Origin of the sequence: Corallococcus sp. AB045 (assembly GCF_003668895.1) — a bacterium.
In the GTDB taxonomy this organism is placed as follows: Bacteria; Myxococcota; Myxococcia; order Myxococcales; family Myxococcaceae; genus Corallococcus; species Corallococcus coralloides.
The window spans coordinates 1-23,419 of record NZ_RAWN01000124.1; the positions used below are offsets into that span (position 1 = coordinate 1).

At 70.3% G+C, this 23,419-nt stretch carries 20 protein-coding genes; 8 read left to right on the forward strand and 12 right to left on the reverse strand.

What is annotated here, in order from left to right:
- A partial coding sequence (locus D7Y21_RS26230; protein ID WP_147469379.1) for a CHAT domain-containing protein occupies nt 1–2,558 on the forward strand: 2,558 nt, incomplete at its 5' end.
- 12 nt (nt 2,559–2,570) lie between these two features.
- On the opposite strand, the gene D7Y21_RS26235 is transcribed toward D7Y21_RS26230, so the two are convergent.
- From D7Y21_RS26235 to aspS, 5 genes are all read right to left on the reverse strand, one after another.
- A complete protein-coding gene (locus D7Y21_RS26235; RefSeq protein ID WP_147469380.1) occupies nt 2,571–3,452 on the reverse strand; it encodes a hypothetical protein in 882 nt (293 codons plus the stop codon).
- Nucleotides 3,449–4,261: a cupin-like domain-containing protein gene (locus tag D7Y21_RS26240; RefSeq protein WP_121716423.1), complete on the reverse strand. Its 813-nt coding sequence runs from the start codon at nt 4,259–4,261 to the stop codon at nt 3,449–3,451. The genes D7Y21_RS26235 and D7Y21_RS26240 overlap by 4 nt, the downstream gene beginning before the upstream one ends.
- A gap of 484 nt (nt 4,262–4,745) precedes the next feature.
- Nucleotides 4,746–5,735 carry a cupin-like domain-containing protein gene (locus D7Y21_RS26245; protein ID WP_121716426.1) on the reverse strand — a complete coding sequence of 330 codons (990 nt, stop codon included), beginning with the start codon at nt 5,733–5,735 and terminating at the stop codon, nt 4,746–4,748.
- Nucleotides 5,736–5,794: 59 nt separating this feature from the next.
- Nucleotides 5,795–7,048 carry a carbohydrate porin gene (locus tag D7Y21_RS26250; RefSeq protein WP_121716428.1) on the reverse strand — a complete coding sequence of 418 codons (1,254 nt, stop codon included), beginning with the start codon at nt 7,046–7,048 and terminating at the stop codon, nt 5,795–5,797.
- Between the two features lie 182 nt (nt 7,049–7,230).
- The gene (aspS, locus tag D7Y21_RS26255) at nt 7,231–9,048 is read right to left on the reverse strand and encodes an aspartate--tRNA ligase (protein ID WP_121716430.1); all 1,818 of its coding nucleotides are present in this window, start codon (nt 9,046–9,048) and stop codon (nt 7,231–7,233) included.
- A 190-nt stretch (nt 9,049–9,238) separates the two neighbouring features.
- On the opposite strand from aspS, the gene D7Y21_RS26260 reads away from it, so the two are divergent.
- The 4 genes from D7Y21_RS26260 (at nt 9,239) to D7Y21_RS26275 (ending at nt 12,893) form a co-directional block, all read left to right on the forward strand.
- A complete protein-coding gene (locus D7Y21_RS26260) occupies nt 9,239–10,345 on the forward strand; it encodes a hypothetical protein (protein ID WP_121716432.1) in 1,107 nt (368 codons plus the stop codon).
- A gap of 24 nt (nt 10,346–10,369) precedes the next feature.
- Nucleotides 10,370–11,665 carry a hypothetical protein gene (locus tag D7Y21_RS26265; RefSeq protein WP_121716434.1) on the forward strand — a complete coding sequence of 432 codons (1,296 nt, stop codon included), beginning with the start codon at nt 10,370–10,372 and terminating at the stop codon, nt 11,663–11,665.
- 11 nt (nt 11,666–11,676) lie between these two features.
- The gene (locus D7Y21_RS26270; protein ID WP_121716436.1) at nt 11,677–12,453 is read left to right on the forward strand and encodes a hypothetical protein; all 777 of its coding nucleotides are present in this window, start codon (nt 11,677–11,679) and stop codon (nt 12,451–12,453) included.
- A gap of 200 nt (nt 12,454–12,653) precedes the next feature.
- The gene (locus D7Y21_RS26275) at nt 12,654–12,893 is read left to right on the forward strand and encodes a YHS domain-containing protein (protein WP_120564217.1); all 240 of its coding nucleotides are present in this window, start codon (nt 12,654–12,656) and stop codon (nt 12,891–12,893) included.
- Nucleotides 12,894–12,918: 25 nt separating this feature from the next.
- On the opposite strand, the gene recJ is transcribed toward D7Y21_RS26275, so the two are convergent.
- Nucleotides 12,919–14,634, reverse strand: coding sequence for a single-stranded-DNA-specific exonuclease RecJ (gene recJ, locus D7Y21_RS26280; RefSeq protein WP_120564216.1), 1,716 nt, complete (start codon nt 14,632–14,634; stop codon nt 12,919–12,921).
- A gap of 170 nt (nt 14,635–14,804) precedes the next feature.
- Between recJ and D7Y21_RS26285 the strand changes: the two genes are divergently transcribed.
- On the forward strand, nt 14,805–15,389 hold the full coding sequence (locus D7Y21_RS26285; protein WP_121716438.1) for an outer membrane beta-barrel protein: 585 nt from the start codon (nt 14,805–14,807) through the stop codon (nt 15,387–15,389).
- A gap of 68 nt (nt 15,390–15,457) precedes the next feature.
- On the opposite strand, the gene secF is transcribed toward D7Y21_RS26285, so the two are convergent.
- The 6 genes from secF to D7Y21_RS26315 all read right to left on the reverse strand — a co-directional run bounded on the left by secF (nt 15,458) and on the right by D7Y21_RS26315 (nt 22,371).
- Nucleotides 15,458–16,624, reverse strand: coding sequence for a protein translocase subunit SecF (gene secF / locus D7Y21_RS26290; protein ID WP_121716440.1), 1,167 nt, complete (start codon nt 16,622–16,624; stop codon nt 15,458–15,460).
- 30 nt (nt 16,625–16,654) lie between these two features.
- Complete coding sequence (gene secD / locus D7Y21_RS26295; RefSeq protein WP_120564213.1) at nt 16,655–18,427, reverse strand: protein translocase subunit SecD; 1,773 nt, start codon at nt 18,425–18,427, stop codon at nt 16,655–16,657.
- On the reverse strand, nt 18,427–18,780 hold the full coding sequence (yajC, locus tag D7Y21_RS26300; RefSeq protein WP_014395525.1) for a preprotein translocase subunit YajC: 354 nt from the start codon (nt 18,778–18,780) through the stop codon (nt 18,427–18,429). The genes secD and yajC overlap by 1 nt, the downstream gene beginning before the upstream one ends.
- Nucleotides 18,781–18,931: 151 nt before the next feature.
- The gene (gene tgt, locus D7Y21_RS26305) at nt 18,932–20,068 is read right to left on the reverse strand and encodes a tRNA guanosine(34) transglycosylase Tgt (protein ID WP_370039252.1); all 1,137 of its coding nucleotides are present in this window, start codon (nt 20,066–20,068) and stop codon (nt 18,932–18,934) included.
- A gap of 56 nt (nt 20,069–20,124) precedes the next feature.
- A complete protein-coding gene (queA, locus tag D7Y21_RS26310; RefSeq protein ID WP_120564211.1) occupies nt 20,125–21,213 on the reverse strand; it encodes a tRNA preQ1(34) S-adenosylmethionine ribosyltransferase-isomerase QueA in 1,089 nt (362 codons plus the stop codon).
- Between the two features lie 51 nt (nt 21,214–21,264).
- A complete protein-coding gene (locus D7Y21_RS26315) occupies nt 21,265–22,371 on the reverse strand; it encodes a SpoIID/LytB domain-containing protein (RefSeq protein ID WP_120564210.1) in 1,107 nt (368 codons plus the stop codon).
- A gap of 114 nt (nt 22,372–22,485) precedes the next feature.
- On the opposite strand from D7Y21_RS26315, the gene D7Y21_RS26320 reads away from it, so the two are divergent.
- The gene (locus D7Y21_RS26320) at nt 22,486–23,034 is read left to right on the forward strand and encodes a hypothetical protein (RefSeq protein ID WP_121716442.1); all 549 of its coding nucleotides are present in this window, start codon (nt 22,486–22,488) and stop codon (nt 23,032–23,034) included.
- Nucleotides 23,035–23,072: 38 nt separating this feature from the next.
- Nucleotides 23,073–23,408, forward strand: a complete 336-nt coding sequence (locus D7Y21_RS26325; protein WP_233612286.1) for a hypothetical protein — start codon at nt 23,073–23,075, stop codon at nt 23,406–23,408.
- The last annotated feature ends 11 nt before the right edge of the window (nt 23,409–23,419 follow it).

Genomic DNA, 23,419 nt, shown 5'->3' on the forward strand with positions numbered 1-23,419 from the left:
GATACCGCCCCCATGCGCCCCCCCGACGGGACGTGCTGGCCCCGGCGGTGCCCCTGGGCGCGCTGTCCCGCCTGGAGGAGCGCGGCGACGCGCACGGGGTGGGCATCAGCTACCTCTTGCATGGCGACACGGAGCAGGGGCTCGCGTACCTCAGGCGCGCGTCGCCCTCGCTGGACCGCGACAGTGACCTGGCCGCCGTCGCCATCCTGCGCGGCCACGCCGACGAAGCCCTGACCCTGCTGGACGCCACGCTGGAGGCCATGCCCGAGCACCCGCAGGCGCGCTGGAACCGCGCCGTGGTGGCGCGCGAGCTGGGGCTGACGCTCCTCTCCGCCACGGCCTTCGAGGCGGTGGCCGCGAAGGGCGAACCCGGATGGAGCGACGAGGCGCGCGAGCAGGCGCGGACGCTGCGCGCCCGGTTCCAGGCCCGTGCGGACGCGTGGAAGGCCACGCGCGAGGCCTTCCACGCCCGGCTGCGCTCACCCCAGGCGCCCCTGCCGGTGGAGGGCGCGGCCCGCTTCCCGGGCATGGCACGCGAGTCGTTCTACGAGCTGCTGGCGACCGCGGAGAGCTCCGAACAGGTGAAGGCCCTGCTGCCGCTCGCGGGGGTGCTGGACCACGCGGCCGGCGGAGGCACCGTGCTGGAGGACACCGTGCGGCGGCTGGCGGCGCAGGACTTCGCGCGCCGGGTGCCGCTCGCGCGCGAGTACGCGAAGCTGATTCAAGACGCGCACCCCAACCCCGCGAGCCTCATCGAGCGGCTGCGCCAGGAGCCCACGGCGAAGGACCTGCTGCTGGGCGCGCTCTTGCGCACGCCGGGCGTGGCGCGCACGCACGAGGAGCTTCGCGCCCTGACGGTGGGCGAGACGGACCCCTGGATCCTCTCGCGCGTGGCGCAGGAGGGCGCGCGGCTGGACGACCTGTCGGGCCAGGGGACCCAGGCCGGGGACCGGCTGCGGGAGGCGCTGGGCGAGTGCCGCGCGAAGAAGCTGCCCCTGCGCTGCGTGGACCTGCTCATCCGGTTGAGCAGCCGCGCGACCGCGTCGAACCGGCTGGTGGAAGGAGAGGAGTCCGCGAGGGCCGCGTGGCAGGAGGCCGCCGCGCTGGGCGAATGGGAGCGCGAGGGACAGGCGCTGGTGATGCTGGCGAACGCGACGCGCTTCCAGGTGCGGGTGGCGCTGTCGCGCGCCTATCTCACCGAGTCCCTGGCCCGTCAGCCCGACGACTGCGCGGCGCGCACCCTGGCGCACCGCAACCTGGCCTCGCTGGCGCTGATGCGCTTCCGTCCCCAGGAGGCTCGGCAGGAGCTGGAGGCGTCGCTGGCGTGCGGACAGACGCCCGGGCTCCAGGGCGCGTGGATCCTCGCGGACCTGGCGCGGCTGGCGCCCCGTCCGTCCGACGAAGCGCTCCTGATGGCGGAGCTGGCACGCGTGAGTCCACTCCGGGAGAACGCGGGGCGGCGCGTGCTGGCCACGCTCATCCGGGGACGCTTCGCGGTGGACCGAGACTGGCGCGAGGGCCAGCGGGTGCTGCGGCAGACCATCGCGGAGGCGGAGCCGCTCCTGCGGGTGAACGCGGATGCGCGCGACGCCAGGGCGGTGGCCTTCCAGACGCTCGCGGTGAGCGCGGGCCACGCCGGGGCCTTCCAGGAGGCCATGGCCGTGGTGGCCGAAAGCCTCCAGGTGCCCGTGCCGGAGGACTGCGTGCTGGCGGCGGCGGTGGAGGCGGAGCGCACGGTGACGGTGGTGCGCGGTCCACGGGGCCAGGTGCAGGGCCACTATGACGCCTCGCGCACGGTGCCCCTGCGCGATGACCTGACGGGGCTGGTGCCCGGCGAGCTGGTGGAGTTGCTGCGCGACTGTCCCCGCGTGGCGGTGCTGGCCGCGCCGCCCCTGGACAGCCGCGCGGGCCTCCTGCCAGCGGACCTGGCCTGGAGCTACCGGGTCGGCACGGGCGTGCCCGCGACGTCCCCCGCGAAGCCGCCCCTGCACGTCGTGGTGTCGGATGTGGAGCCGCCCCTGACGCTGAAGCTGGCGCGGCTGCCCTCGGCGGCGGAAGTGGACCTGGCGGGAGCGCAGCGGCTCTTGCGGCTCAAGGGCGCGCAGGCCACGCCCGAGCGCGTGCTGGAGGCGATGGAACAGGCCACGGACATCGACATCCACGCGCACGGCGTGGTGGACCGCGCGCTGTCGGACGCCACGGTCATCGCGCTGTCGCCGCAGCAGGACGGCCGCTATGCGCTCACCGCGGAGGAGCTGCGCCGCCGGCATCTGGACGGCGCGCCCCTGGTGGTGCTGGGCGCATGCAGCGCGGCCCGCCTTCCGCCCATCCTGCATGAGACGTCGTCGCTGCCGCAGGCGTTCGTCGCCTCCGGAGCGCGGGCCGTCTTCGCAGCCACGGCGGAGATCCCCAACGACGCGGGCGCCTTCTTCCGAGCGGTGCGCGAGCGCATCCAGTCCGGCGAGGAGCCCTCCCAGGCGCTGCGAGCCGAGCGCCTCGACTGGCACAAGAAGCAACCCAACATGCGCTGGGTGGACAAGGTGCTGCTGTATCAGTAGCGCCCGCGTCCCTCAGTCGCGAGGAGGCAGAGGCGAAGGCTGGGGCTCCGCGTCGGCGTCCCACGTCACATTTGGTTCCGGCAGCGCGAAGGCTTCGAACGAGATTGCGACGCCGCCGTCTGGCGCACTGAAGCCGTACCACCAGCCCACCGGCAGCAGCAGCCACTCTCCCGGAGACAGCGTCACGTCCAGGCGCAAGGGTGCATCGCCAGACCCCGTCACGCGCCGCAACTCGAACGCCGGGACCAGTTGGAGCCGCCGCTCCCCGTGCACCTGCGCCAGCAGCACGTTGCGCCGCGCCGCGCGCAGGGGAACTTCCGCGCCGGCCGGCTCCCACCACAGGCGGGGCTCACACGCACGAGCGTCCTCCGCCGTGAAGCCCCGAAGCGGCGTCAGCCCCCGGGCCAGGACCTCCAGCCGCGAGTCCTCGAACAGGGGCACGCAGCACGCGTGTCTCGCCTCGCGCTCACCCAACAGCGCGGCCACCTTCGCGGGGCTCCAGGCCTCCGGCTCCAGTGGCGCGCTCCATTCCGCGCGCAGCACGACGGGCAGGTTGTCGAAGTAGTAGTGCTCGAAGAACGCGGCGGGCGTCAGCGCGTCATGCCGGTCCACACGCGGCGGTCCTTCCGTCTGCTGAAACAGCTCCGCGTACACATCCAGCAGCCCCTCCAGCTTCCGCTGCATGCCCACCGCTCGCAGCGCGCCCGCGACGAAGGGCTCCTGCTGCTCCACCTCCACCGCCCGCCGCGCCTGCTCCGCCGCCACCCCGGCCTTCTCCAGCGACGCCACCAACTCCTTCGGCGACGCACCACGCACCAGGTTCTCCACCAGCCACCGCCGCCACTCGGGTGTCAGCGGCGAGGTCTCCGCCTCCACTTCGCGCGAAGCTCTCATCGGTGCTCCTCCGGAGGCGTGGCGCCCAGCCAGCCCTCCCGCCAGCAGGTGTTCATCCCAGGTGTCTCTTCGAAGCTCACGAACGTCACCGACAGGCTCGGCTCCACTGCCCGCAGCGCGTGCCACCACCCCACCGGGATGAAGAGCGTGTCTCCCGGCCCCACCTCCACCGTGTGCAACGCCACCCGGGCGAAGTCCGGGAAGCGCTCCAGGTCCGGCGCCAGCACGTCCACCGCGCTGTAGAAGCCGCGCACATTGGACATCCAAGGCGTCTCCCACGACGGCGCCAGCCACACCTGCTTGCGCCCCCACACCTGGCAGAACAGGACGTTGAGGTGATCATGATGCAGGTTGGACAGCGTCCCCGCCGGCCCCAACCATAGATGCACGCGGTCGGGCCCGTGCAGATCCGGCTGGATGTAGCCCTTTGGCGCACGCAGGTCCTCCAAGAGCGGCCGGAACGCGTCACGCAAGAGCAGGCTGTTTCGAGCCACCAGATACATGTCGTTCGCCGGCGCACCGTCGAACCGTGCCAGCAACTCCCGCAGCGGCACGTCCCGGCGCAGGCGGTCCGCGTGCAGGTCCGGCATCTCCTGGGCGTCGCGCCCCGCCATCACCTCCACCGTCTCGTCACCGAAACGCTCGGCCATCCACGCAGGCGTCCACCGCGTCCGCGCCGGCCAGTCCTCCATCAAGCCTTCAATGACAACCGGCCGGTTGCGCCGATAATACTCATTGAAGAATTCCGCTGGAGCCAGCCGGGACCGCCGCTCCACGCGCGGCGAGGGCAATGCCTGTCGTCTCGACACCGACCGCGTCCTCAGTAGCGATTCGAGCAATCCCAGACGTGTCGTGAATTCACGCGCCCGCATCACCGCCGGGTGTGTCTCCGCGGCCCGAATCGTTTCCCAGACAACCTCTGGCGCGATTCCCACCGCCTCCAAACGGGCCGCGAGGCGCGCTGAAGGCACCCCACGCGCAAGGTTCTCCGCGAGCCACGTTCTCCATACAGGGGGGAGGGAAGACGTCATCGCCAGCCCCCTTGAATCGGGCTGAACCTTTTGGGTCGTCCACATCCACCCCGAGCGGACTCCATGACGCCTCCCGAGAACTCATACAGAATCGTCCCGAACCCCAATCCCCCGTCTGACCCCGCGCAGGAGGAGCTCAGCCGGAAGCGGACGTCTGAAACCCCGCCGCCCACGCCGCCGCCGTCCACACCGCCCCTTCCTGAAACGCCGAAGGACGAAAACCTCAACGGCTGACGCAAGCCATTGAAGCGGTGGGCACACCTCAACCGAAGGTGTGCCACCGCGCGTTTCCGCCCGGCACCTCCAGCGACTGGAACGTCAGCGACACGCTCACGTCCAGCGCGAGCACCTGGTGCCACCAGCCCACGGGGATGAAGAGCATCTCCCCCGGGCCCACCACCACCTCGTGCACATGCGCGGTGGCGAAGTCCGGGAAGCGCTCCAGGTCCGGCGCCGCCGCGTCCACGGGGCTCCACACGTGCTCGCGGTTGTACAGGCGAGGCGTCTCGAACGACGGAACCAACCAGAAGCGCTTGCGCCCGTGGACCTGGCAGAACAGCACCGAGTCCACGTCATGGTGCAGTGCCGTGTGCGTGCCCGCGGGCCCTACCCACAGCTTGAGGCTCCCGTGCTGCCGCTTCGGGTACACGAAGCCCGGGGCCGGCCGCAGGTCCTCCAGCAGCCCCCGCAGCTCCGGCCGCTCCAGCGCGAAGTTGCGCGCGGTGAGGTACAGGTCGTTGGACGGCCCGCCGTGCTCCAGCCGGTGGAGGAAGTCCGAAAGCTTCATCACCGTGCGGCACGCATCCGGTGACATGTCATGGTCCGCGCGGGCTTCGCGGCCCGTCATGACCTCCACCTCCACGTCACCGTAGTCCCGCGCCAGGGATTCCGGCCGCCAGCGCTCCAGCAGCGGCCAGCCCTCCAGGAAGTCCTCCAGGACGACGGGCCGGTGCGCGCGGTAGTAGCGGGCCTGGAACTCCTCCGAGGACACGCCCCGCCGCCGCTCCACCGTCCGGCGGGACTGCGCATGCAGCGACGCGCGCACATCCAGGAGCGAAACCACCTCCGCCCCCAGCGCCCCGCGCGAGTCACCGGCCTCCACCGCCGGGTGCCGTCGCGCGCGAGCCACCTCCGAGCGCGCCTCTTCCGGAGCCACCCCTCCGGCGACCAGTGCCCGGGCCAGCGCCTCCTCAGGCACGCCCCGCAGCAGGTTCTCCGACAGCCACGCATCCCACGAGGGTGACAGGGCCATGGCCCCACTCTAGGCCACCCGCGAAGCGGCACGGAACGGGGGCCCTCTCCCCACATGCCCTACAGGGTGAGCGCGCCCTTGAGGCCCAGGACGATGATGTTGCGCGCGTCCTCGTCACCGCCGGGGCGGATGTATTGGAAGTTGGGCCGCAGCACGAGCCACGGCGTCGCATGGAGGCTGTAGTACAGCTCGCCCAGGTACTCCGTGCGAGGGATCGGCGTGCCGGGGTCCTGCGCCTGCTTTTGCCGCTGCGCGGTGACGTAGCGCCCGTTGGAGTGCGTGGCGCCCAGCGCGAAGCCCACGTCGTCATCCGCCCGGCCGAACACGCCCGTGTAGCCCAGGCCCAGCGTGTACTGGCCGTCCAGCGTGGAGGTGTCCAGGTCCGTGTGCGTCAGGCGGACGAAGGCGTTGAGGCCCTGCGCCTCGTTCTCCGAGCCCGCCACGTGCGTGAGCTGCTGGCGCGCGACGAAGTAGATGCCGTAGCGCCCTTCGCGCTCCACGCCGGCCAGCAACACGTCGGGCGCGTTGGATGTGTCGTACCAGACGCCCACCTTGTAGAGCCCCTCCAGCCGGTCGCCGTGGAACTTCGGGTTCCAGCCCAGCTCCAGCGGCAGCATCACGCCCGTCGCCCCGTTGAAGCGCCCCAGGTAGAAGGCCTCCTCCAGGTTGCGAGGGTTCATCTCGTACGCGGCCAGCTGCACGTACGCCACCTTCGCCAGGTCCACGCGCAACCGGGTTGCCCACTGGCTCACCGGCCAGTTGAACCAGTAGTTGCCCACGATGTTGCCGGGCTGCGCGCCGCAGAAGGACAGGTTCTGGAAGTCGCAGGGGAAGTCCGCGCTGTCCTCGCCCACCGTCATGCGCCCCAGCTTCAGGTGCACCCGCTCGCCCCAGAAGAGCTGATCCCACCAGAGCTGCGTGAGGCGCCCCACGTTGCCGCGCCCGTACACCTCCTGCACCAGCTGGAGGTTCCCCAGCTCCATGTCCGCGTTCAGGTTGTTGCCGTTGCGGTGCGTGAACGTGAACTGGAAGGTGCCGCCCTTGAGCCCGGCCAGCTTCTCCAGGTCCAGGCCCAGCCCCACGTTGAGCTGGCCTGCCTGCCGCAGCGCGTGTCCCTTGCCGCCGCGCGCGTTGAAGGCGAGCTCCGTCACGTAACGGATTTGTATCCCCACGCCCAGTTCGTAGAGAAACCCGCGCATCCCGCCCCAGCCACCGGTGAGGCCGGGGGGCATCTTCGTCTCGGCAGCGAAGGCTGGCCCCGCGCACAGCAGGGCCCACGCCAGCACCCACGCTCCGAACGCCCGTCCCCGCATCGCGCCCGCTCCCTCGCACGCCACGGGTCCCCAATGGCCACGGCCACCGGGATGTCCAGCCGTTCCGAGGGGCTGTCCGTCGGCTTCCAGCCACTCCCCCAGGCCGTTCGAAGGACCCGGGGTGCGGCGAGCAACGAAAGCAGCGCGCCGGGAGTGTCCTCCTCCCGGCGGGACGTGACTGACTACTTCTGCGGCAGCGGCACCGAGCGAACGTGCAGCTCGCGCAGCTGCTTCTCGTCCACGTCGCCGGGAGCGCCCGTCATCGTGTCCGTGCCCGTCTTCGTCTTGGGGAACGGAATCACGTCGCGCAGCGACTCCGCGCCGGTGAGCAGCATCACCAGGCGGTCCATGCCCAGCGCGATGCCGCCGTGCGGGGGCGCGCCGAACTTGAGCGCGTCCAGCAGGAAGCCGAACTTCACGCGCGCCTCCTCCTCCTGGATGCCCAGCGCCTTGAACACCTCGCTCTGCACCTTCGGGTCATGCAGGCGGATGGAGCCGCCGCCGATCTCGAAGCCGTTGAGCACCACGTCGTAGCGGTGGCACTTCACGCGGCCGGGGTCGGTCCCCAGGTACTGCACGTCCTCGTCATGCGGACGGGTGAAGGCGTGGTGCGCCGCCGCCCAGGTGTTCGTCTCCTCGTCGTACTCGAAGAGGGGCGGGTTCACCACCCAGAGGAACTTCCACTGGCCGCCGCTGCCGTACTCGGGGATGAGGCCCAGCTTCTTCGCCACGTGCACGCGCAGGTTCGCCATCACCGTGTGCACCAGCGACTCGCGGCCGAACTGGAACAGGATGAGGTCGCCCGTCTTCGCGTTCACGGCCTGGTTGATGGCCTGCCGCAGCGCCGGCGTAATCGTCTTGGACAGCGGGGACTGGGTCCACTCACCGCCCTCGCCCACCTTCGCGCGCGCCAGACCCTTGGCGCCCGCCTGCTTCGCGAAGTCCTCCAGCTTGTCGCTCTCCGCGCGGGACAGCGCCTTCTCCGCCGGGACGACCATCGCCTTGACGATGCCCTTGTCCTGCACCGCGTCCCACATCATGGGCACGCCGCCCGCGGCGCCGTGCTCGCGGATGAGGTCCGTGAGCACCACGTGCTCCAGCCCGAAGCGCAGGTCCGGCTTGTCGTTGCCGTACTTCGCCATGGACTCGTAGAAGTCCATGCGCATGAAGGGCGTCGGGATGTCGATGCCCAGCACCTCGCCCCACAGCTTCTTCAGCAGCCCCTCGATGATGGTGAAGATGTCGTCCTGGGTGACGAAGCTCATCTCCACGTCGATCTGCGTGAACTCCGGCTGCCGGTCCACGCGCAGGTCTTCGTCGCGGAAGCACTTCACGATCTGGAAGTACCGGTCGAAGCCCGCGACCATGAACAGCTGCTTGTACAGCTGCGGGCTCTCCGCCAGCGCGTAGAACTTGCCCGGGTTCAGGCGGCTGGGGACCAGGAAGTTACGAGCGCCGCCCGGCGTGTACTTGCCCATGAAGGGCGTCTCCAGCTCCAGGAAGCCGTTGCCCGCCATGTACGAACGCGCGAGCGTGTTCATCTTCGAGCGCGTCATCAGCGTCTTCTGGAGCGGCCCGCGGCGCAGGTCCAGGTAGCGGTGCGCCAGGCGCTTCTCCTCGGACGTCTCCACGTTGTCCTCGATGAGGAACGGCGTGGGCTCCGAGCGGTTGAAGATGGTCAGGTCCGAGGCCTTCACCTCGATCTCGCCCGTCTTCATCTTCGGGTTCACGTTCTTGCCGCGCGACAGCACCTTGCCCTTGATGCCGACGCAGTACTCCAGGCGCAGGTGGCCGGCCGTCTCATGGGCCTCCTTGCTGTCCGGCTCGAACACCACCTGGGTAAGCCCTTCGCGGTCCCGCAGGTCGATGAACACCGCGCCGCCGTGGTCGCGGCGGTTGTGCACCCAGCCGAAGAGGACCACTTCTTCGCCAGCGTTCGCGGCCGTGAGCTGACCGCACGTATGGGTACGCTTGACCTCGGAAATGAACGGGACCGCCATGGAGACCGCCTGCGTTTGGTTCGGGAAGGAAGGCCGGGCACCATAGCGGATCGTGGAAACGACGCGTCAAGGAATCCATGGCCCGAGCGCCCTCGTGTTTTCACCGCCATCTCCCTCGGAAGACAGGCGCATGAGCAGGCAGGCGCGCACGTCCCCGCAACCCGGAATTGGATCCGGTGTTGAAGCCTCCATGCAGGGGGACCTGGAAACCCGCCGCCGGCCCGGAGGCGTGCCCACGCGCGCGTCCACGTGCGCCGGCCTGGTGCTGCTGGCGCTGTTGGGGGCGCGCACGGCCCGGGCGGAAGGAGCGGAGAGCTCCGTCACGCTAGAGGCGAGCGGCGGCCACGGCTATGCCCTGTGGAGCCTGCTGGGTGACGTGGGCGTGGGGGAAGCGACCTTCCTCACGCTGGGCTACACCGGCGTGCGTCCGGAGTCCGGCACCGCGGCCACCCATCAGCTCTCCGTGGGCATGGACCACCTCGCGGGCGAGCACTGGCTCCTGTCCGGAGCAGTCAGCCTGGGCCTGTCCAAGGCCTCGGACACGGAGCTGACCCCGGAGCGCCCCCGCCTCAACGTCCCCGGCCTCACCGCCCGGACGGGCCAAGGCAGCCAGGCGGTGCAGCTGGGCGCGGCCTGGGACTCGGCGGGCTTCGGCACCTGGGAGTACGGCCTGGACGCGGGCGTGGGCGTCAGCCGCAATCCACTGCGCCGCCAGCTGCTCACCGTCTCCGACGGCGCCGCCACGGAGCGCTACGCCCAGGAGGACATCCTCTGGTCGGCCCGGCCCACGCTGGGCGCGCGGCTCCTCTGGAAGGGCCAGTGGGAGCTGGGGCTGCGCGGGGGCTACGCCTTCTACAGCGAGGATCCGCTCACCGCGGGCCAGTTCACCGACGCGGAGACGGAGACGCTGGAGGCCCAGTTGGAAAGCCGCGTGGCCGCGCGCAGGGCCCTGGCGGGTCTGCGCCGCCGCCAGCTGCGCGACCTGGGCGCGGCCGTGGCGCGGCGCCTGGGCGAGGTCAACGCCACCACCGGCTTCCCCTCCGCTCCGGTCCGCTGGGACGTGAAGCCGTCCCTCTCCTGGCGCATCACCCCTGCCCTCCGGGGCCAGCTGTCCTACGCCTTCACCCGGTACGTGCCGGGTGAGGGCGTGGCCCACGTGGTGGCCACCCGGTGGACGGTGCGCCCGGGCGACGCGGTGCGGCTGTGGGCCTCCGTGGCCCTCCAGCGGGACGTGCCGGAGGACCTGCCTCCGGAGACCTCCGGCCTGCTCACACTCGGAGGGGAATACACGTTCTGAGCGGTCCGGAGTAAAACGGGCGTCATGCTCCGAACAGTCATCACCGCCGCCGTCGGGCTGACCCTGGCCGCGGGCTGCGCGCCGGACAGCGAGGCCCCCGTCAAGGTCGCCGTCCTGTCCCGCTCCAGCAATGGCCAGTACGTCCCCACGCAGGTCGAACTCACCACCATCGAGGACGTCGTCGGCCTGAAGGGCACCGTCGGTGACCTCCAGGGCGGCGCGCGCATCGTCATCGACGTGGACGACCCCGCGCTCCAGAACGCCACGGCGGACACCGTCGCGGAAGTGCTGCTCAAGAATACCGGCTACGACGTGAAGGCCAGCTACATCACCCAGAAGGACGAGAAGACGGGCGAGGACGTCCTCTGGCCCGCGGACTTCCACTCCTGGAACATGGTGACCTCGTATTACAACCTCGAGCGCGCCAACGAGTACTTCCGCACCGTCGCCAACGTGAAGGTCGCGTCCTTCGAGCCCGCGCCGACGCTCTACTACTTCCCGGAGTTCATCCAGGCGCAGTCGAGCAAGGAGCCGGCGCGCGACAACGCCATCTTCTACCCGGTGCTCCAGTCCTTCATGGTGCTGCCGTTCGATCAGATCCAGCGCGCGCCCCTGCCCCTCAACGCGGCGGTGATGGCGCACGAATATTCGCACCTGGTGTTCAACCGCCTGGCGTACGCCGGCCAGTCCCTGCCCGTGGCGCTGTCCAACTGGTCCTCGGAGGCGCCCAGCCAGGGCGCCAACGTGCTCAAGGTCTTCGACGAGGGCCTGGCGGACTACCACGCCTACGGCGCCACCTGCCGCAGCGTCAGCGGGTGTGACCCCCGCTTCATGGCGACCTCCTTCGACGGCGGCCCCTTCGCCGGGGTGACGGACGCGCGCGACCTGTCGCGCGGGGACCGCTGCATGAGCGCGACCTTGTACCTCCGCGTGCGGGATCAGGACGTGGCCAGCTTCACCAGCGACGGCGCCGAGTACCAGGTGGGCACGCTGCTGGCGACCGCGCTCTACCAGGCGGGCCGCTCCACCGGCCAGGAGGCCCAGCTGCAGCGCGACATCGTCTCCGCGTACTACGACACGGACCCCGCGAAGCCGGGCATCTACCAGTACACCCAGCAGGTGCTCGGGGATCAGACCCTGTTCTCGCTGGCCGTCCCCGCCATGGCCATCATCTCGCACATCTCCGACCTGGAGCTGCGCAAGGCCGTCTGCAACGAGTTCATGGACCACCTGCAGATCCCGCGCGAGCTCCTCATCGGACCCAGCCTCTGCCCGGCCAGCGCCGCGGGCGGCACCACCTGCCCCAACATCTTCCAGTGAGGCCCGCTCCCTTGAACACCTGGCTCAAGGCCTGCCTCGCCGGCAGCCTGCTCTTCACCCCTGTCGCGTTCGCCCAGAGCGCGGATGACGACGACCCCTACGCCTATCCGGAGCAGGAAGCCGAACGCGCCCAGGAGAAGGCCCAGAAGGACGACGACGACGCCTACGATCGCCGCCGCAGGCTGGTGGACGAAACGGACGAGTTCCGCGAGGCCGCCGAGGCCACCAACGACGACGGCTTCCGCAGCATGTCCCGCCTGGACGACCCCAGCCTGGGCGTCGCGGTGGAGCTGGTGGGCGGCCTGCTGCTGATCGACAGCGCCCGCGGCGACTTCTCCGACAACAAGCCCGGCCTGGGCGTGCGCGCCACCTGGGAGTTCGGCCGCAACTTCTTCACGGAGAACGCGACCCTGCGCGAGGCCCTCTTCGCGGACCTGCGCTGGCTCTACGGCAGCCTCAGTGACGGCACGGATTTCATCAAGGGGGACACGCGGCTTCACTACTTCACGCTCGCGCCGGCCTGGCTGTTCCAATTCGGCGACTCGCCCTTCGGTCTGTTCCTTCAGGCCGGTGGCGGACTCGCGTACCAGAACACCAGCATCACCGTGGGCGAGGAGGAGACCAAGGTGAACGGCCTCAAGCCCGTCGCCCAGTACGGCCTGGGCATCCGCGGCCGGCCCGCCCTGTCGCGCACGCTGCACCTCACCTTCCGCGTCGAGGTCATGGGCCTGCGGCGCGGCTACGCCAACGACTTCTTCCTGGGTGGCAGCGCCGGCGTCGGCTTCTGAAGCCCCGCCCCGGTTCGTCCCTTCGGCCCCCGCGCCCTTCCCACCCGGGAAGCGGCGGCGGGGGCTGAACTTTTTCCCCCTCCTCCGCGTCCCGGACACGTCCCCTTGCTTGGTCTTCCAAGGAGATGGACCGCTGGCATGCCCCCTGCTTACATTCGCGCCAGTTCGGGGAGTCGGGGGCGTCGGGCTGGAGGTGGAAGATGAACGGCGAACAAGAACACGGGCAGGGCAGCAGCAGGCACTGGGATCCGGTGTGCGGCAGGCACCTGGAGGCCCCGGAGGGCCATCCCTCGTCGGAGTACAAGAAGCGCCGGTACTTCTTCTGCTCGGAGGGCTGCCGCACCGCCTTCGAGCGTCAGGCGGAGCGCTTCCGCCTCAACGAGCTGGCGCGGGCCGGCGCGCTGATGTCGCCGGGCCGGGTGCGCTGGGGGCTCGCGTAGCGCGGGCCCAAGCCTTGGGACAGCGTCAGGCGGCCTGACGCACGTCCTTGAGGCGCAGGGACAGCTTGCGCTGGCCGCGGAAGGTGTCGAAGCCGGCCTGGAAGGCCAGGTCCACCGGCCCCTCCACCAGCGACACGCGGTCCGCCATGCCGAAGCCAATGGCATCCAGCTCCGGGGCATCCACGAGCGCCAGCTTCAGGTGCCCCGCGCCGGGCGCCCCGGACTTCGCGGGCAGCACGCGAGGCCGGGCCTGCTGTCCGCGCAGCACCAGCACCGGCTCCGGGTTGCCCTGACCGAAGGGCCCCAGCTTCTGCAGCGACTCCACCGCCGTCGCGTCCAGGTCGGCCGGGTTCACCACCGCGTCCACGCGGCAGCGCGGAATCATGTCCTCTGGAGTCAGGCGCTGGAGGGCAATCCTCGCGAAGGCCTCGCGGAAGGCGGGCAGCTGCTTCGCGTCGATGGTGAGGCCCGCGGCGTGCTTGTGCCCGCCGTAGCGCATGAGCAGGTCCGAGCACCCGGTGAGCGCGTCGTACAGGTGGAACGCCTCGATGCTGCGCGCCGAGCCCTTCCCCACCCCGTCCTTCACGCCCACCATCACCGTGGGCCGGTGGTAGCGCTCCACCACGCGCGACGCGACGATGCCGATGACGCCCGGGTGCCAGCCCTCGTCGTAGAGCACCAGCCCGCGCGAGTCCTTGTGCTCCTCCGCCTGCGCCAGCGCCTGCGTGAGGATGCCGCTCTCGATGCCCTGCCGCTCCGCGTTCGCGCGATCCAACACCTGCGCCAGCGAGCGCGCCGTCTCCACGGAGTCCGCGCAGAGCAGCTGCAGGCCCAGCGACGCGTCATGCAGGCGGCCCGCGGCGTTGATGCGGGGCCCCAGGCGGAAGCCCACCTGCCCCGCGGTGACGGTGGCGTCCGGCTCCAGGCCGGCCACCTCCTTCAGCGCGCGGATGCCGGGGCGGCGGCCCTGGGACAGCTCCTGGAGGCCGTGCGCCACGAGGATGCGGTTGGCGCCGGTGAGCGGCACCACGTCCGCCACGGTGGCCAGCGCCACCAGGTCCATCAGCGCCTTGAGGTTGGGCTCCTTGCGCGTGGCGAAGAAGCCGTCGTCGCGCAGCCGCTTGCGCAGCCCCATGCAGAGGTTGAAGGCCACGCCCGCGGCGCACAGCACCTTGGTGGGGTACTCGCAGCCGGGCTGGTGCGGGTTGAGCACCGCGGTGGCGGGCGGCAACGTGGGCGGCACCGTGTGGTGGTCCACCACCACGACCTCCAGGCCCAGCTCCTTCGCGCGGGCAATCTCCGCCACGGAGGTGATGCCGCAATCCAGCGTCACCAAGAGGCGCGTGCCGTCCTGCGCGATGCGCTCCACCGCGCCCAGGTTGAGGCCGTAGCCCTCGTCCAGCCGGTGCGGGATGTACGTGGCGGGAGTGGCGCCCAGCTCCTTGAGGAACAGGTACATGAGCGACGTGGAGGACACGCCGTCCACGTCGTAGTCCCCGTAGAGCGTCACCTTCTCCTTGAGCCGCACCGCGCGCAGCACGCGCTCCACCGCGGGGCCCATGCCCTTCATCCGGAACGGGTCCGGCAGGTCCGCCAGCCGGTCCGACAGGAAGGCCGACGCCGCCTCCGGCGTGCGGTAGCCACGGTGGAGCAACACCCTCGCCGCCAACGGGTGCAGCGACAGCTCACCCGCGAGCGAACCCACCTCCTGCTCGACGACATCTGGAAGCAACCACCGCATGGTGAAGGACAGTACCTCAGACGTCCGACCAAGGCAGTCCAACCCGCCCACTCACACCACCCTCCTGCACGCTTGTTCAGACGTGCGCTCGGCTGCCTTCCTGCTCTCAACCTGCACGGCGGGTACGCGGTGCCCAGCTTGAGTGCACACCCGTGGACAGGGAGGTCCGCATGCTTCGCAGGTTTCTCCAGGGCGGGGCCCTGATGGCAGTCGTGTTGTGCGCGGGGCCCGCGCTCGCGCAGAAGAAGCAGGGAGACGTGAACGTCTTCCTGCGCGGCGGCATTGGCGACTACACGGGCGATCTGGGCGACCTGGCCAGCACCGGGCCGCTGTGGGGCCTGACGCTCAACCTCCAGCCCACCACCTTCCTCGGCTTTGAAGTCGGCTACGAGGGCTCGCAGAACAAGGTGAGCGACAGCCGCCTCTTCGACGCGCCCTCTCTGGTGCGCAACGGAGGCAGCGCGCTGGTGAAGGTGTCGCCGCCCTTCCTCACCGCGGTGCGCCCCTTCGCGGGCGTGGGCCTGGGCCTGTCCTACGTGGACGTGCGCGGCGCGGGCGCGGGGCTCTACGACAGCGACTTGATGGAGGAGGTGCCGCTCGCGGTGGGCCTGGAGTTCAACACCGGAGGCCTCACCGCCGGCGTGCGAGGCACCTACCGCCTGCTCATCGACCAGGACTTCGCGAACGTCACCTCGACGGACGACAACGGCGGCGGCCTGATGGACGCGTCGCTGACGCTGGGCGCGCGCTTCTAGAAAAGCGAAGGGCCCTCGCTTCCCGCGTGGGAAGGAGGGCCCTCGTCGCTGCAAGGCCAGCCAACAGCTCAGGCCGTCTTCGGCTCCTGCTTGGCGCCGCCGCCGTGACCCTCGCGGGCGTGCGCGCGCTCGTCCAGCCAGATGACCAGCGGGCTGGCGATGTACACGGACGAGTACGTGCCCACGAGGATGCCCACCAGCATCGCCATGGCGAAGTCGAAGATTTCGCCCACGCCGAAGATGAGCAGACCGATGAGCGACAGCGCCGTCACGCCGGAGGTGAGGATGGTGCGGCCCAGCGTGTCGTTGACGGCGATGTTGATGATCTCCGGCAGCGGCTTGCCCTTGTACTTCACCATGTCCTCGCGGATGCGGTCGTAGATGACGATGGTGTCGTTCACCGAGTAGCCCACGATGGTGAGCAGCGCGGCGATGGACGTGAGGTTGAACTCGCGCTGGCTCACCAGGTAGTAGCCCGCCACCATGATGACGTCGTGGAGCATGGCGAGCAGCGCGCCCGGGCCGAACTTGAAGTCGAAGCGGAACGCCACGTAGATGAGGATGGCGACCATCGAGTACACCAGCGCCATGATGCCGCGGTTGCGCAGCTGCTTGCCCACCTGCGGACCCACGTAGTCCACGCGGCGCTGCTCGAAGTCGGGCTTGTCGGAGCCCGCGCTCAGCGCGGCGAACACCTTGTCCGCCATGCCGCTCGCGACGACCTGGTAGTCGTAGCCGTTGCCGCCCTGGTTCGCGCCCAGGTCACGCACCTCCTGCACGCCGATGCCCGCCGCCTCGACGGCCTTCTTCACCGCGTCCGCGGACATGGGCTGCGCGGAGCGGAAGTTCACGATGCCGTTGGCCATGTCGGCGTAGACGCTGCGCGTCTCGCCCAGGCCCTGGATGGCCGCCTTCGCGTGCTCGGCGTTCTCCTCCGTGAGCTGCGTGACGCCGCCCATGCGCAGGAGGAAGGAGTTCTCCTCGGCCGCGCCCACGCCCTGGACGCTGACGTCGTGCAGACCGCCGGCCTGGGCCTTCTCACGGACCTGCTGGGCCGTGGTGGGTGTGTTGTACTTCAGCTCCACCACCGTGCCGCCGGCGAAGTCCACGCCGAAGTTGAACCCCACCGCGGCGATGCCGACGATGATGGCCAGGTTGATGAGGGTGGAGATGAAGAGCGCCGGCTTGCGCTTGCTGATGAAGTCGATGTTCGTCTTGTGCTTGAGAATCTGCATGGCGGATTTCCCGAAGGCGCTGGAGGCCCGTTAGACGGACACCGACTGCGCGTTGCGGCCGTGGACGAAGTAGGTCGTGATGACGCGCGTCACGACGATGGACGTGAACAGCGACGCCAGCAGGCCCACGATGAGCGTGGTGGCGAAGCCGCGGACCGGACCCGTTCCCGTGAAGAACAGGATGAAGCCCGCGATGAGCGTCGTCACGTGCGCGTCGAAGATGGTCCAGAAGGCGCGGTCGTAGCCCTGGTCCACCGCCGCGCGCGCGGACTTGCCGTGGGACAGCTCCTCACGGATACGCTCGTTGATGAGCACGTTCGCGTCCACCGCGATGCCCAGCGTGAGCACGAAGCCCGCGATGCCCGGCAAGGTCAGCGTGGCGTTGAAGAACGCGAGCCCTGCCAGGATGAGCAGGCCGTTGAGCAGGAGCGCCACGTCCGCGATGAGGCCGGACTTGCGGTAGTAGACCGCCATGAAGACGACGACCAGCGCCAGGCCCACCAGCGCGGCCAGGCTGCCCTTCTTGATGAGCTCGTCACCCAGCGTCGCGCCCACCTGACGGATTTCGCCCACCGTCACCGGCGCGGGCAGCGCGCCGGCCTTGAGCACCAGCGCCAGCGTCTGCGCCTCACCCAGCCACTCCTCGAAGCTGCGCCCGCTGGCGCGGCCCATGGTGATGCGCGCGCGGCCGCCGCCGATCTTCTCGTTGATGCGCGGCGCGGTGTGCACGTTGTCGTCCAGCACGATGGCCATCCGGCGGCCCACGGCGGCCTCGGTCAGCTTCTCGAACTCGCGCGAACCGGCCGGGTCGAACGCGATGTTCACCTCCGGCTCGTTCATCTGGCTGACGGACGCGTCCGCGCCCGCCAGGCTCTCACCCGTGAGCGGAACGTTCTTGTCCAGCAGGTAGCTGCGGTACGCGATGCAGTCGTTCTTCTTCACCGGGCTCGCCACGCACTCGGTGACGACGTCGCGGCCTTCCGGCGTCTTGTCCTTCGCGTACGCCAGCAGCGCCTCGCGGTTGGGCGAGGACAGCTGCGGGAAGCCCTCGTCCTCCACCAGGGTGATGTTGCTCTCCGCCGGGGGCGGGTGCTGCTGGTACATCTGCGCGAACACCTGCGGGTTGGTGTCGTCCACCATCCGGAACTCCAGCTGCGCGGTGGTGCCCACCAGCTCCTTGGCCTGCTCCGGGTTGCTGCGGCCGGGCAGCGAGATCTGGATGGAGTCCGTGCCCAGCTTGCGCACGTCCACTTCCGCCACGCCCCACTTGTCGATGCGGCGGCGGATGACGAGCATCGCCTGGTCCACGGCCTCGTCGCGGAAGCGGTTCACCTGGCCCTCGTCCGGCTTGAGCACCAGCGTGCCGCCGTTGCGGGACTCCACGGTGAAGTCGGTGAAGGTGGCCAGGACCTCCTTCTGGATGGCGTCCATGGTCGCCGGGTCCTTCGCGGTCAGCACCAGCTGCAGCCGCTCCGGGTCCGTGTCCGCCGTCACCTCACCCAGCTTCTTGTCGTTGACGTAGGTGGCGATCTGCGTCCCGCGGCGCTCGGTGCGCTTCTGCAGGGCCGTCTTGGTGTCCACCCGCATCACCATGTGGATGCCGCCCTGCAGGTCCAGCCCCAGGTTGAGGCGGTACTTGGCGGGGGGCGCCCACGCGGGCAGCCGCTGCTCCAGCACGGCGATGTTGTTGCGCTCGTTGCGGTCCAGGACCACCAGCGAGTAGTACGTCGGGACGAGGAACCAGATCGTCCCCAGCGTCACCGCGACGATCATTCCGAACTTCCACCACCAGCCGCGGTCCATTACTTCTCCTCCTTCTTCTCAGCGGGGGCAGCCGCCGGGGCGCCCGCCACCGGAACGGTTCCCTTCGCACTGACAGCCGTCTTGAGCACGCGCACGCGCACTCCGCTGGCGATCTCCAGCGTCACGGTGGAGTCGTCCACCTGGTGGATGCGTCCGAGGATGCCGCCGGACGTCACGACGTCATCCCCCTTCTTCAGCCCCGCGAGCAGATTGCGGTGCTCCTTGAGCTGCTTCTGCTGGGGACGGATCATCACGAAGTACATGATGGCCACCAGAACGGCGAGGAAGCCGAAGGTCCCCAGGGGAGAACCACCGGCCCCGGCCTGCGCGAGAATCAGGAAACTGTCAGCCACGTACTGCCTCGTCGTTTGGAAGGAAGGACTCGGAAACGCGGCCCCGACCCGGCGTACGGGTGGGGTCAAAACATCCGAAAGGGTGGCCTCTTAGCAAGGGCGCCCCATGTGAGCAAGTGAACGCCGGAAGCACGGCAAACCCGTTGCCCGCTCACCGACCGCTTTTGCGTTCGGCCTCCTGCGCCACGGCCTTGGCCCGGAAGTCCCGGGCGAACGCGGCGAAGCGGTCCTCCGCGATGGCCCGGCGCACCTGGGCCATCAGGTCCAGGAAGTAGTGGAGGTTGTGCAGCGTGTTGAGCCGCATCGCCAGGATTTCTCCCGCCGCGAACAGGTGCCGCAGGTAGGACCGGCTGAACGTGCGGCAGGTGTAGCAGGAGCACGCCGGGTCCACCGGACGGGGGTCCTTGGCGTAGGCCGCGTTGCGGATGACCAGCTTGCCCTCCGAGGTGAAGAGCAGGCCGTTGCGAGCGCACCGTGTGGGCAGCACGCAGTCGAACATGTCCACGCCGTGCTCCACGCACGTCACCAGGTCCAGCGGCGTGCCCACGCCCATCAGGTAGCGCGGCTTGTCCCGGGGCAAGAGCGGCGCCGAGTAGGCCACGCCCGCGTGCATGGCTTCCGGCGCCTCGCCCACGGAGTAGCCGCCCAGCGCGTAGCCGGGCAGGTCCACCGCGCACACCTCCTCCGCGTGGCGCTTGCGCAGGTCGTCATGGAGGCCGCCCTGTACGATGCCGAACAGCGACGAGCGCTCGCGGCCCCACGCCTTCACGCATCGGTGCAGCCAGCGCGTGGTGCGAGCCAGGGACTTCTCCAGGTAGGCGCGGTCCTCGGTGGACGGAGGGCACTCGTCGAACGCCATGATGACGTCCGCGCCCAGCGTCTCCTGGATTTCGATGGAGCGCTCCGGCGTCAGGAAGTGCCGGGAGCCGTCCAGGTGCGACTGGAAGGCGGCGCCCTCCTCGGTGATCTTCCGCTTCTCCGACAGGCTGAACACCTGGAAGCCGCCGCTGTCGGTGAGCATGGGCCGGTCCCAGGAGATGAAGCGGTGCAGGCCGCCCATCTCCCCGACGAGCGCGTCCGTGGGGCGCAGCATCAGGTGGTAGGTGTTGCCCAGGATGATCTGCGCATCCAGGGTCTTCAGGTCGTCCGGACCCACGCCCTTGACGCTGCCCACGGTGCCCACGGGCATGAAGATGGGCGTCTCAATGGGGCCATGCGGCGTGTTCAGCCGGCCGCGGCGCGCCTTGGTGCCGCTGGCGTCCTCGTGCAACAGCTCGAAGCGCACCAGCCCCGGGGGCACGCGGGTATCGCCCTTCTCCTTGCGCTGCTCGTCGACCACGGCACTCACTCCTTCACCAACATGGCATCGCCGTAACTGAAGAACCGGTAGCCCGCGCGCACGGCCTCCTGGTACGCGGCGAGCGTGCGCTCGCGGCCCAGGAGCGCGCTCACCAGCATCACCAGCGTGGAGCGCGGCAGGTGGAAGTTCGTGAGGAGCACGTCCACCTGGCGGAAGACATAGCCGGGCCGGATGAACATCGCCGTCTCGCCCGGGCCACTGCGCAGCCGGCCCGTGTCGGGGTCGGTGGCGGACTCCAGCGTGCGCACCACGGTGGTGCCCACGGCGACCACGCGGCGCCCCTCCGCCTTCGCGGCGTTCACGGCGGCGGCGGTGGCCTCCGGCACGGTGAAGCGCTCCGGGTGCATGTGGTGCTTGTCCAGCACCTCCTCACGCACAGGGAGGAAGGTGCCGGGCCCCACGTCGAGCGTCACCTCCGCGCGCTGCACGCCCTTCGCCGCGAGCTTCGCGAAGACGTCCTCGGTGAAGTGCAGGCCGGCGGTGGGCGCGGCCACGGCGCCGGACGCGCGGGCGTACACGGTCTGGTAGCGCTCGGCGTCCGCGGCCTCGGGCTCGCGGGTGATGTACGGAGGCAGGGGCAGCCGGCCCGCCGCGTCCAGGAGGCTGGCGAGCGAGGCGCCCGGCGCCGCGTGGAAGCGCACCCGGTACTCCCCTCCCCCCAGGGCCTCCAGGACTTCGGCGGACAGGCCCCCGGCGAAGGTGACGGACTGGCCGGGCTTGAGTCCCTTGGACGCCTGGCCCAGGCAGACCCACTCGAGCGATTCAGGCGCGCCCCCGAGCGCGGCGGAGGTGAGCGTGGCCGTGGCGGCGGGGCGGACGACCAGCAGCTCCACCCGGCCGCCGGTGCCGCTCTTCTGGCCCAGCAGGCGCGCGGGGATGACGCGCGCGTCGTTGAGGACGAGCAGGTCGCCTTCACGCAGCAGGTCCGCGAGGCCGGTGAAGTGCTGGTGGCTCCAGGCGCCGGTGGCGCGGCTGACGACCATCAGGCGCGACGCGTCCCTGTTGGGCAGCGGGGCCTGGGCGATCTGCGCCTCGGGGAGTTCGAAATCGTAGTCGGAGAGGAGGGACGACACGGGGTTGGCGCTTGTAGCAGCCCCCGCGCCCTCACGGAACCGGCGAGGGCGTCAGTAGAGCTGCTGGAACTCGGCGCCCGGGTAGTAGTGGGAAAGGATTTCCCGGTACGGCTTGCCCTGGTCGGCGAGGGCCTTGGCGCCCCACTGGCATAGCCCCGCCCCGTGGCCGAAGCCACGTCCGGTGAACACGTAGTTCTTGCCGGAGGCTTCCACGTCGAAGTCCAGGCTCTTGAGGCGCGTGTAGCCCAGCTTGCGGCGGAACTGCACGCCGTCCACCACGGTGCCCTCCGCCAGCGTCACGCGGGTCACCCGGTGCGTGGGCGTGCGGCCGGTGACACGCATGCCTCCCGGAGGGGCCTTCAGCGCGCCGCGCAGCTCAGCCTCGGAGAGGGTCGCGGTCCAGCGGCTGGCGGGCAGCTTGCCGCAGGGGCAGTCAACGGGCTGCAGGTACGGCAGGTTCCGCTGGAGGGCGTCCTGACCGGACTCGGTGCGCCCGCCGCAGGAGGCATGGAAGTACGCCTCGATGGGGGCCAGGTCGTATGTGAGCACCTCGCCCCGGGTGGCCTCCACGGCGGCGCGCGTCTTGGCGTCCTCGCGGTTGACGCCGCCGTACACCTGGTGGAGCACGCTGCTGCCCATGTGGAAGGCGGCGCCATACGCATCCAGTTTCTTCTGCAGCGCGTACGTCCGCGCGGCCACGGCCTGGGCCTTGAGGGCCTCCAGGGGGAAGGACACGGGCATCTCGCTGCCGAGCACCGCCGCGAGGTAGTCCTCCAGGGGGATGACGTTGATGAGCTGGAGGCTGTTCTTGAAGAGGCGCACGACGACGTCGCCGCGAACCTGCGCGCTGCCCGCCTTCAGGGGTTCGTTGCCGGGGCCGCCCGCGTCGGTGGCCTCCAGTCCGCCACGGAAGCGGATGGCGTCCCCGATGAACGGAGCCCCGTTGACCTCCAGCTTGCCGTTGCGGCGGCGCACGGTGGCCTGTCCCGCCGTGATGGCGACAAAGGTGCCGTCCTCGGCATCGGGGCCGAAGCCCAGGCCCCGGCCGCTCACGCGGACCTCGTCGCCGGGGTCGTCCATGGCAATGCGCATCGTCTCCACGGCGAACGCCCGCGACGACGCGAGCAGGAGCAGCAGCAGTGCCACACGTTGCAACATGGTCCAACAGTCTAGGGGCGGAGCGATCCGCCTCAAGAAATCGGCCGGGCGCCAGGACATCTCCCCGGTAGGAGCCCGCGAAAACCCCAGGCGGATGCCGCAGAATGGAGTCCAGTGACTGCCTCCGTCCCCGACGTCGCCCGCCTGTCCCCCGAGGCCCTCTCCGAGGCCCTCCGCGCGCTGGAGCCCCGCACGGCCGCCGTGTTGGTCCGCCGGCTCGTGGAGCGCCGCCCCCAGGCGGAGTGCGCGACCTGGTACGGGATTTCAAGCGACGCCTTCTCGGTGCTGCTGCTCCGTTCGGCGGTGGCCCTGGCCCGTCAATTGGGCCAGCCCGCGAGGTCCCCGGAGAGCCCGGAGGAAGCCACCGCCTGGGAGCGGATGCTGGCCATGGCCGTGGAGAAGGACACCGCGCCCGTGCCGGTGCCGCTCGCGCCCGTGGCCTGGCTGTGCCGGCGGATGCATGCACTGGGGCCCGAAGTGGAAGCCGCGTTGGACAAGGCCGCCCAGGCCGACGCGGACTCACCCGGACGGGCGCGGGAGGAATGGCTGCGGAGACTGGCCGTGGCCGCGCTCCTGGCCCTGACGGCCTGGCTCTACTGGAGCCGTCCCCCGGAACCGGAGCCCCGCCCCGAGCGCCGCATGCGCTCCCCCGAACGCCGCTGACTGGACGCGGCCACGAGCGGGCGCGTATGGGTGGGACCATGCGAGCGACCCGGTCATGGCTGGCCCTCCTCATCGCGGCAATCGCGCTGGCAGGCTGCGCGAAGCACGTGGACACGCGGGTGGCCGGGGACGACGACGCGGCCATCGACGGCATCGAGGCCCGCCTCGACGAGCTCCGCGCCCGCGAGCAGGGTGACGACCTGACCTGCGCCGAGCAGTGCGACGTCTCCACGCGGACGTGCGCCACGGCGGAACAGCTCTGCGGCCTCGTGGAGAAGCAGGCGGACCGGGACGACCTCCCGCCGCGCTGCGCCAGGGCCCGCGAGCAGTGCGCGGGCGCGAACGACGGCTGCACGCGGTGTCAGTCGCCCTGAAGAAGCGGCCA

Bases quoted from the DNA above. Each gene is read 5' to 3' on its own strand.
- D7Y21_RS26235 (WP_147469380.1), bottom strand. From the start codon at position 3,452: ATGAGAGCTTCGCGCGAAGTGGAGGCGGAGACCTCGCCGCTGACACCC.
- D7Y21_RS26245 (WP_121716426.1), bottom strand. From the start codon at position 5,735: ATGGCCCTGTCACCCTCGTGGGATGCGTGGCTGTCGGAGAACCTGCTG.
- D7Y21_RS26250 (WP_121716428.1), bottom strand. From the start codon at position 7,048: ATGCGGGGACGGGCGTTCGGAGCGTGGGTGCTGGCGTGGGCCCTGCTG.
- aspS (WP_121716430.1), bottom strand. From the start codon at position 9,048: ATGGCGGTCCCGTTCATTTCCGAGGTCAAGCGTACCCATACGTGCGGT.
- D7Y21_RS26260 (WP_121716432.1), top strand. From the start codon at position 9,239: ATGCAGGGGGACCTGGAAACCCGCCGCCGGCCCGGAGGCGTGCCCACG.
- D7Y21_RS26265 (WP_121716434.1), top strand. From the start codon at position 10,370: ATGCTCCGAACAGTCATCACCGCCGCCGTCGGGCTGACCCTGGCCGCG.
- D7Y21_RS26275 (WP_120564217.1), top strand. From the start codon at position 12,654: ATGAACGGCGAACAAGAACACGGGCAGGGCAGCAGCAGGCACTGGGAT.
- recJ (WP_120564216.1), bottom strand. From the start codon at position 14,634: ATGCGGTGGTTGCTTCCAGATGTCGTCGAGCAGGAGGTGGGTTCGCTC.
- D7Y21_RS26285 (WP_121716438.1), top strand. From the start codon at position 14,805: ATGCTTCGCAGGTTTCTCCAGGGCGGGGCCCTGATGGCAGTCGTGTTG.
- secF (WP_121716440.1), bottom strand. From the start codon at position 16,624: ATGCAGATTCTCAAGCACAAGACGAACATCGACTTCATCAGCAAGCGC.
- secD (WP_120564213.1), bottom strand. From the start codon at position 18,427: ATGGACCGCGGCTGGTGGTGGAAGTTCGGAATGATCGTCGCGGTGACG.
- D7Y21_RS26315 (WP_120564210.1), bottom strand. From the start codon at position 22,371: ATGTTGCAACGTGTGGCACTGCTGCTGCTCCTGCTCGCGTCGTCGCGG.
- D7Y21_RS26325 (WP_233612286.1), top strand. From the start codon at position 23,073: ATGCGAGCGACCCGGTCATGGCTGGCCCTCCTCATCGCGGCAATCGCG.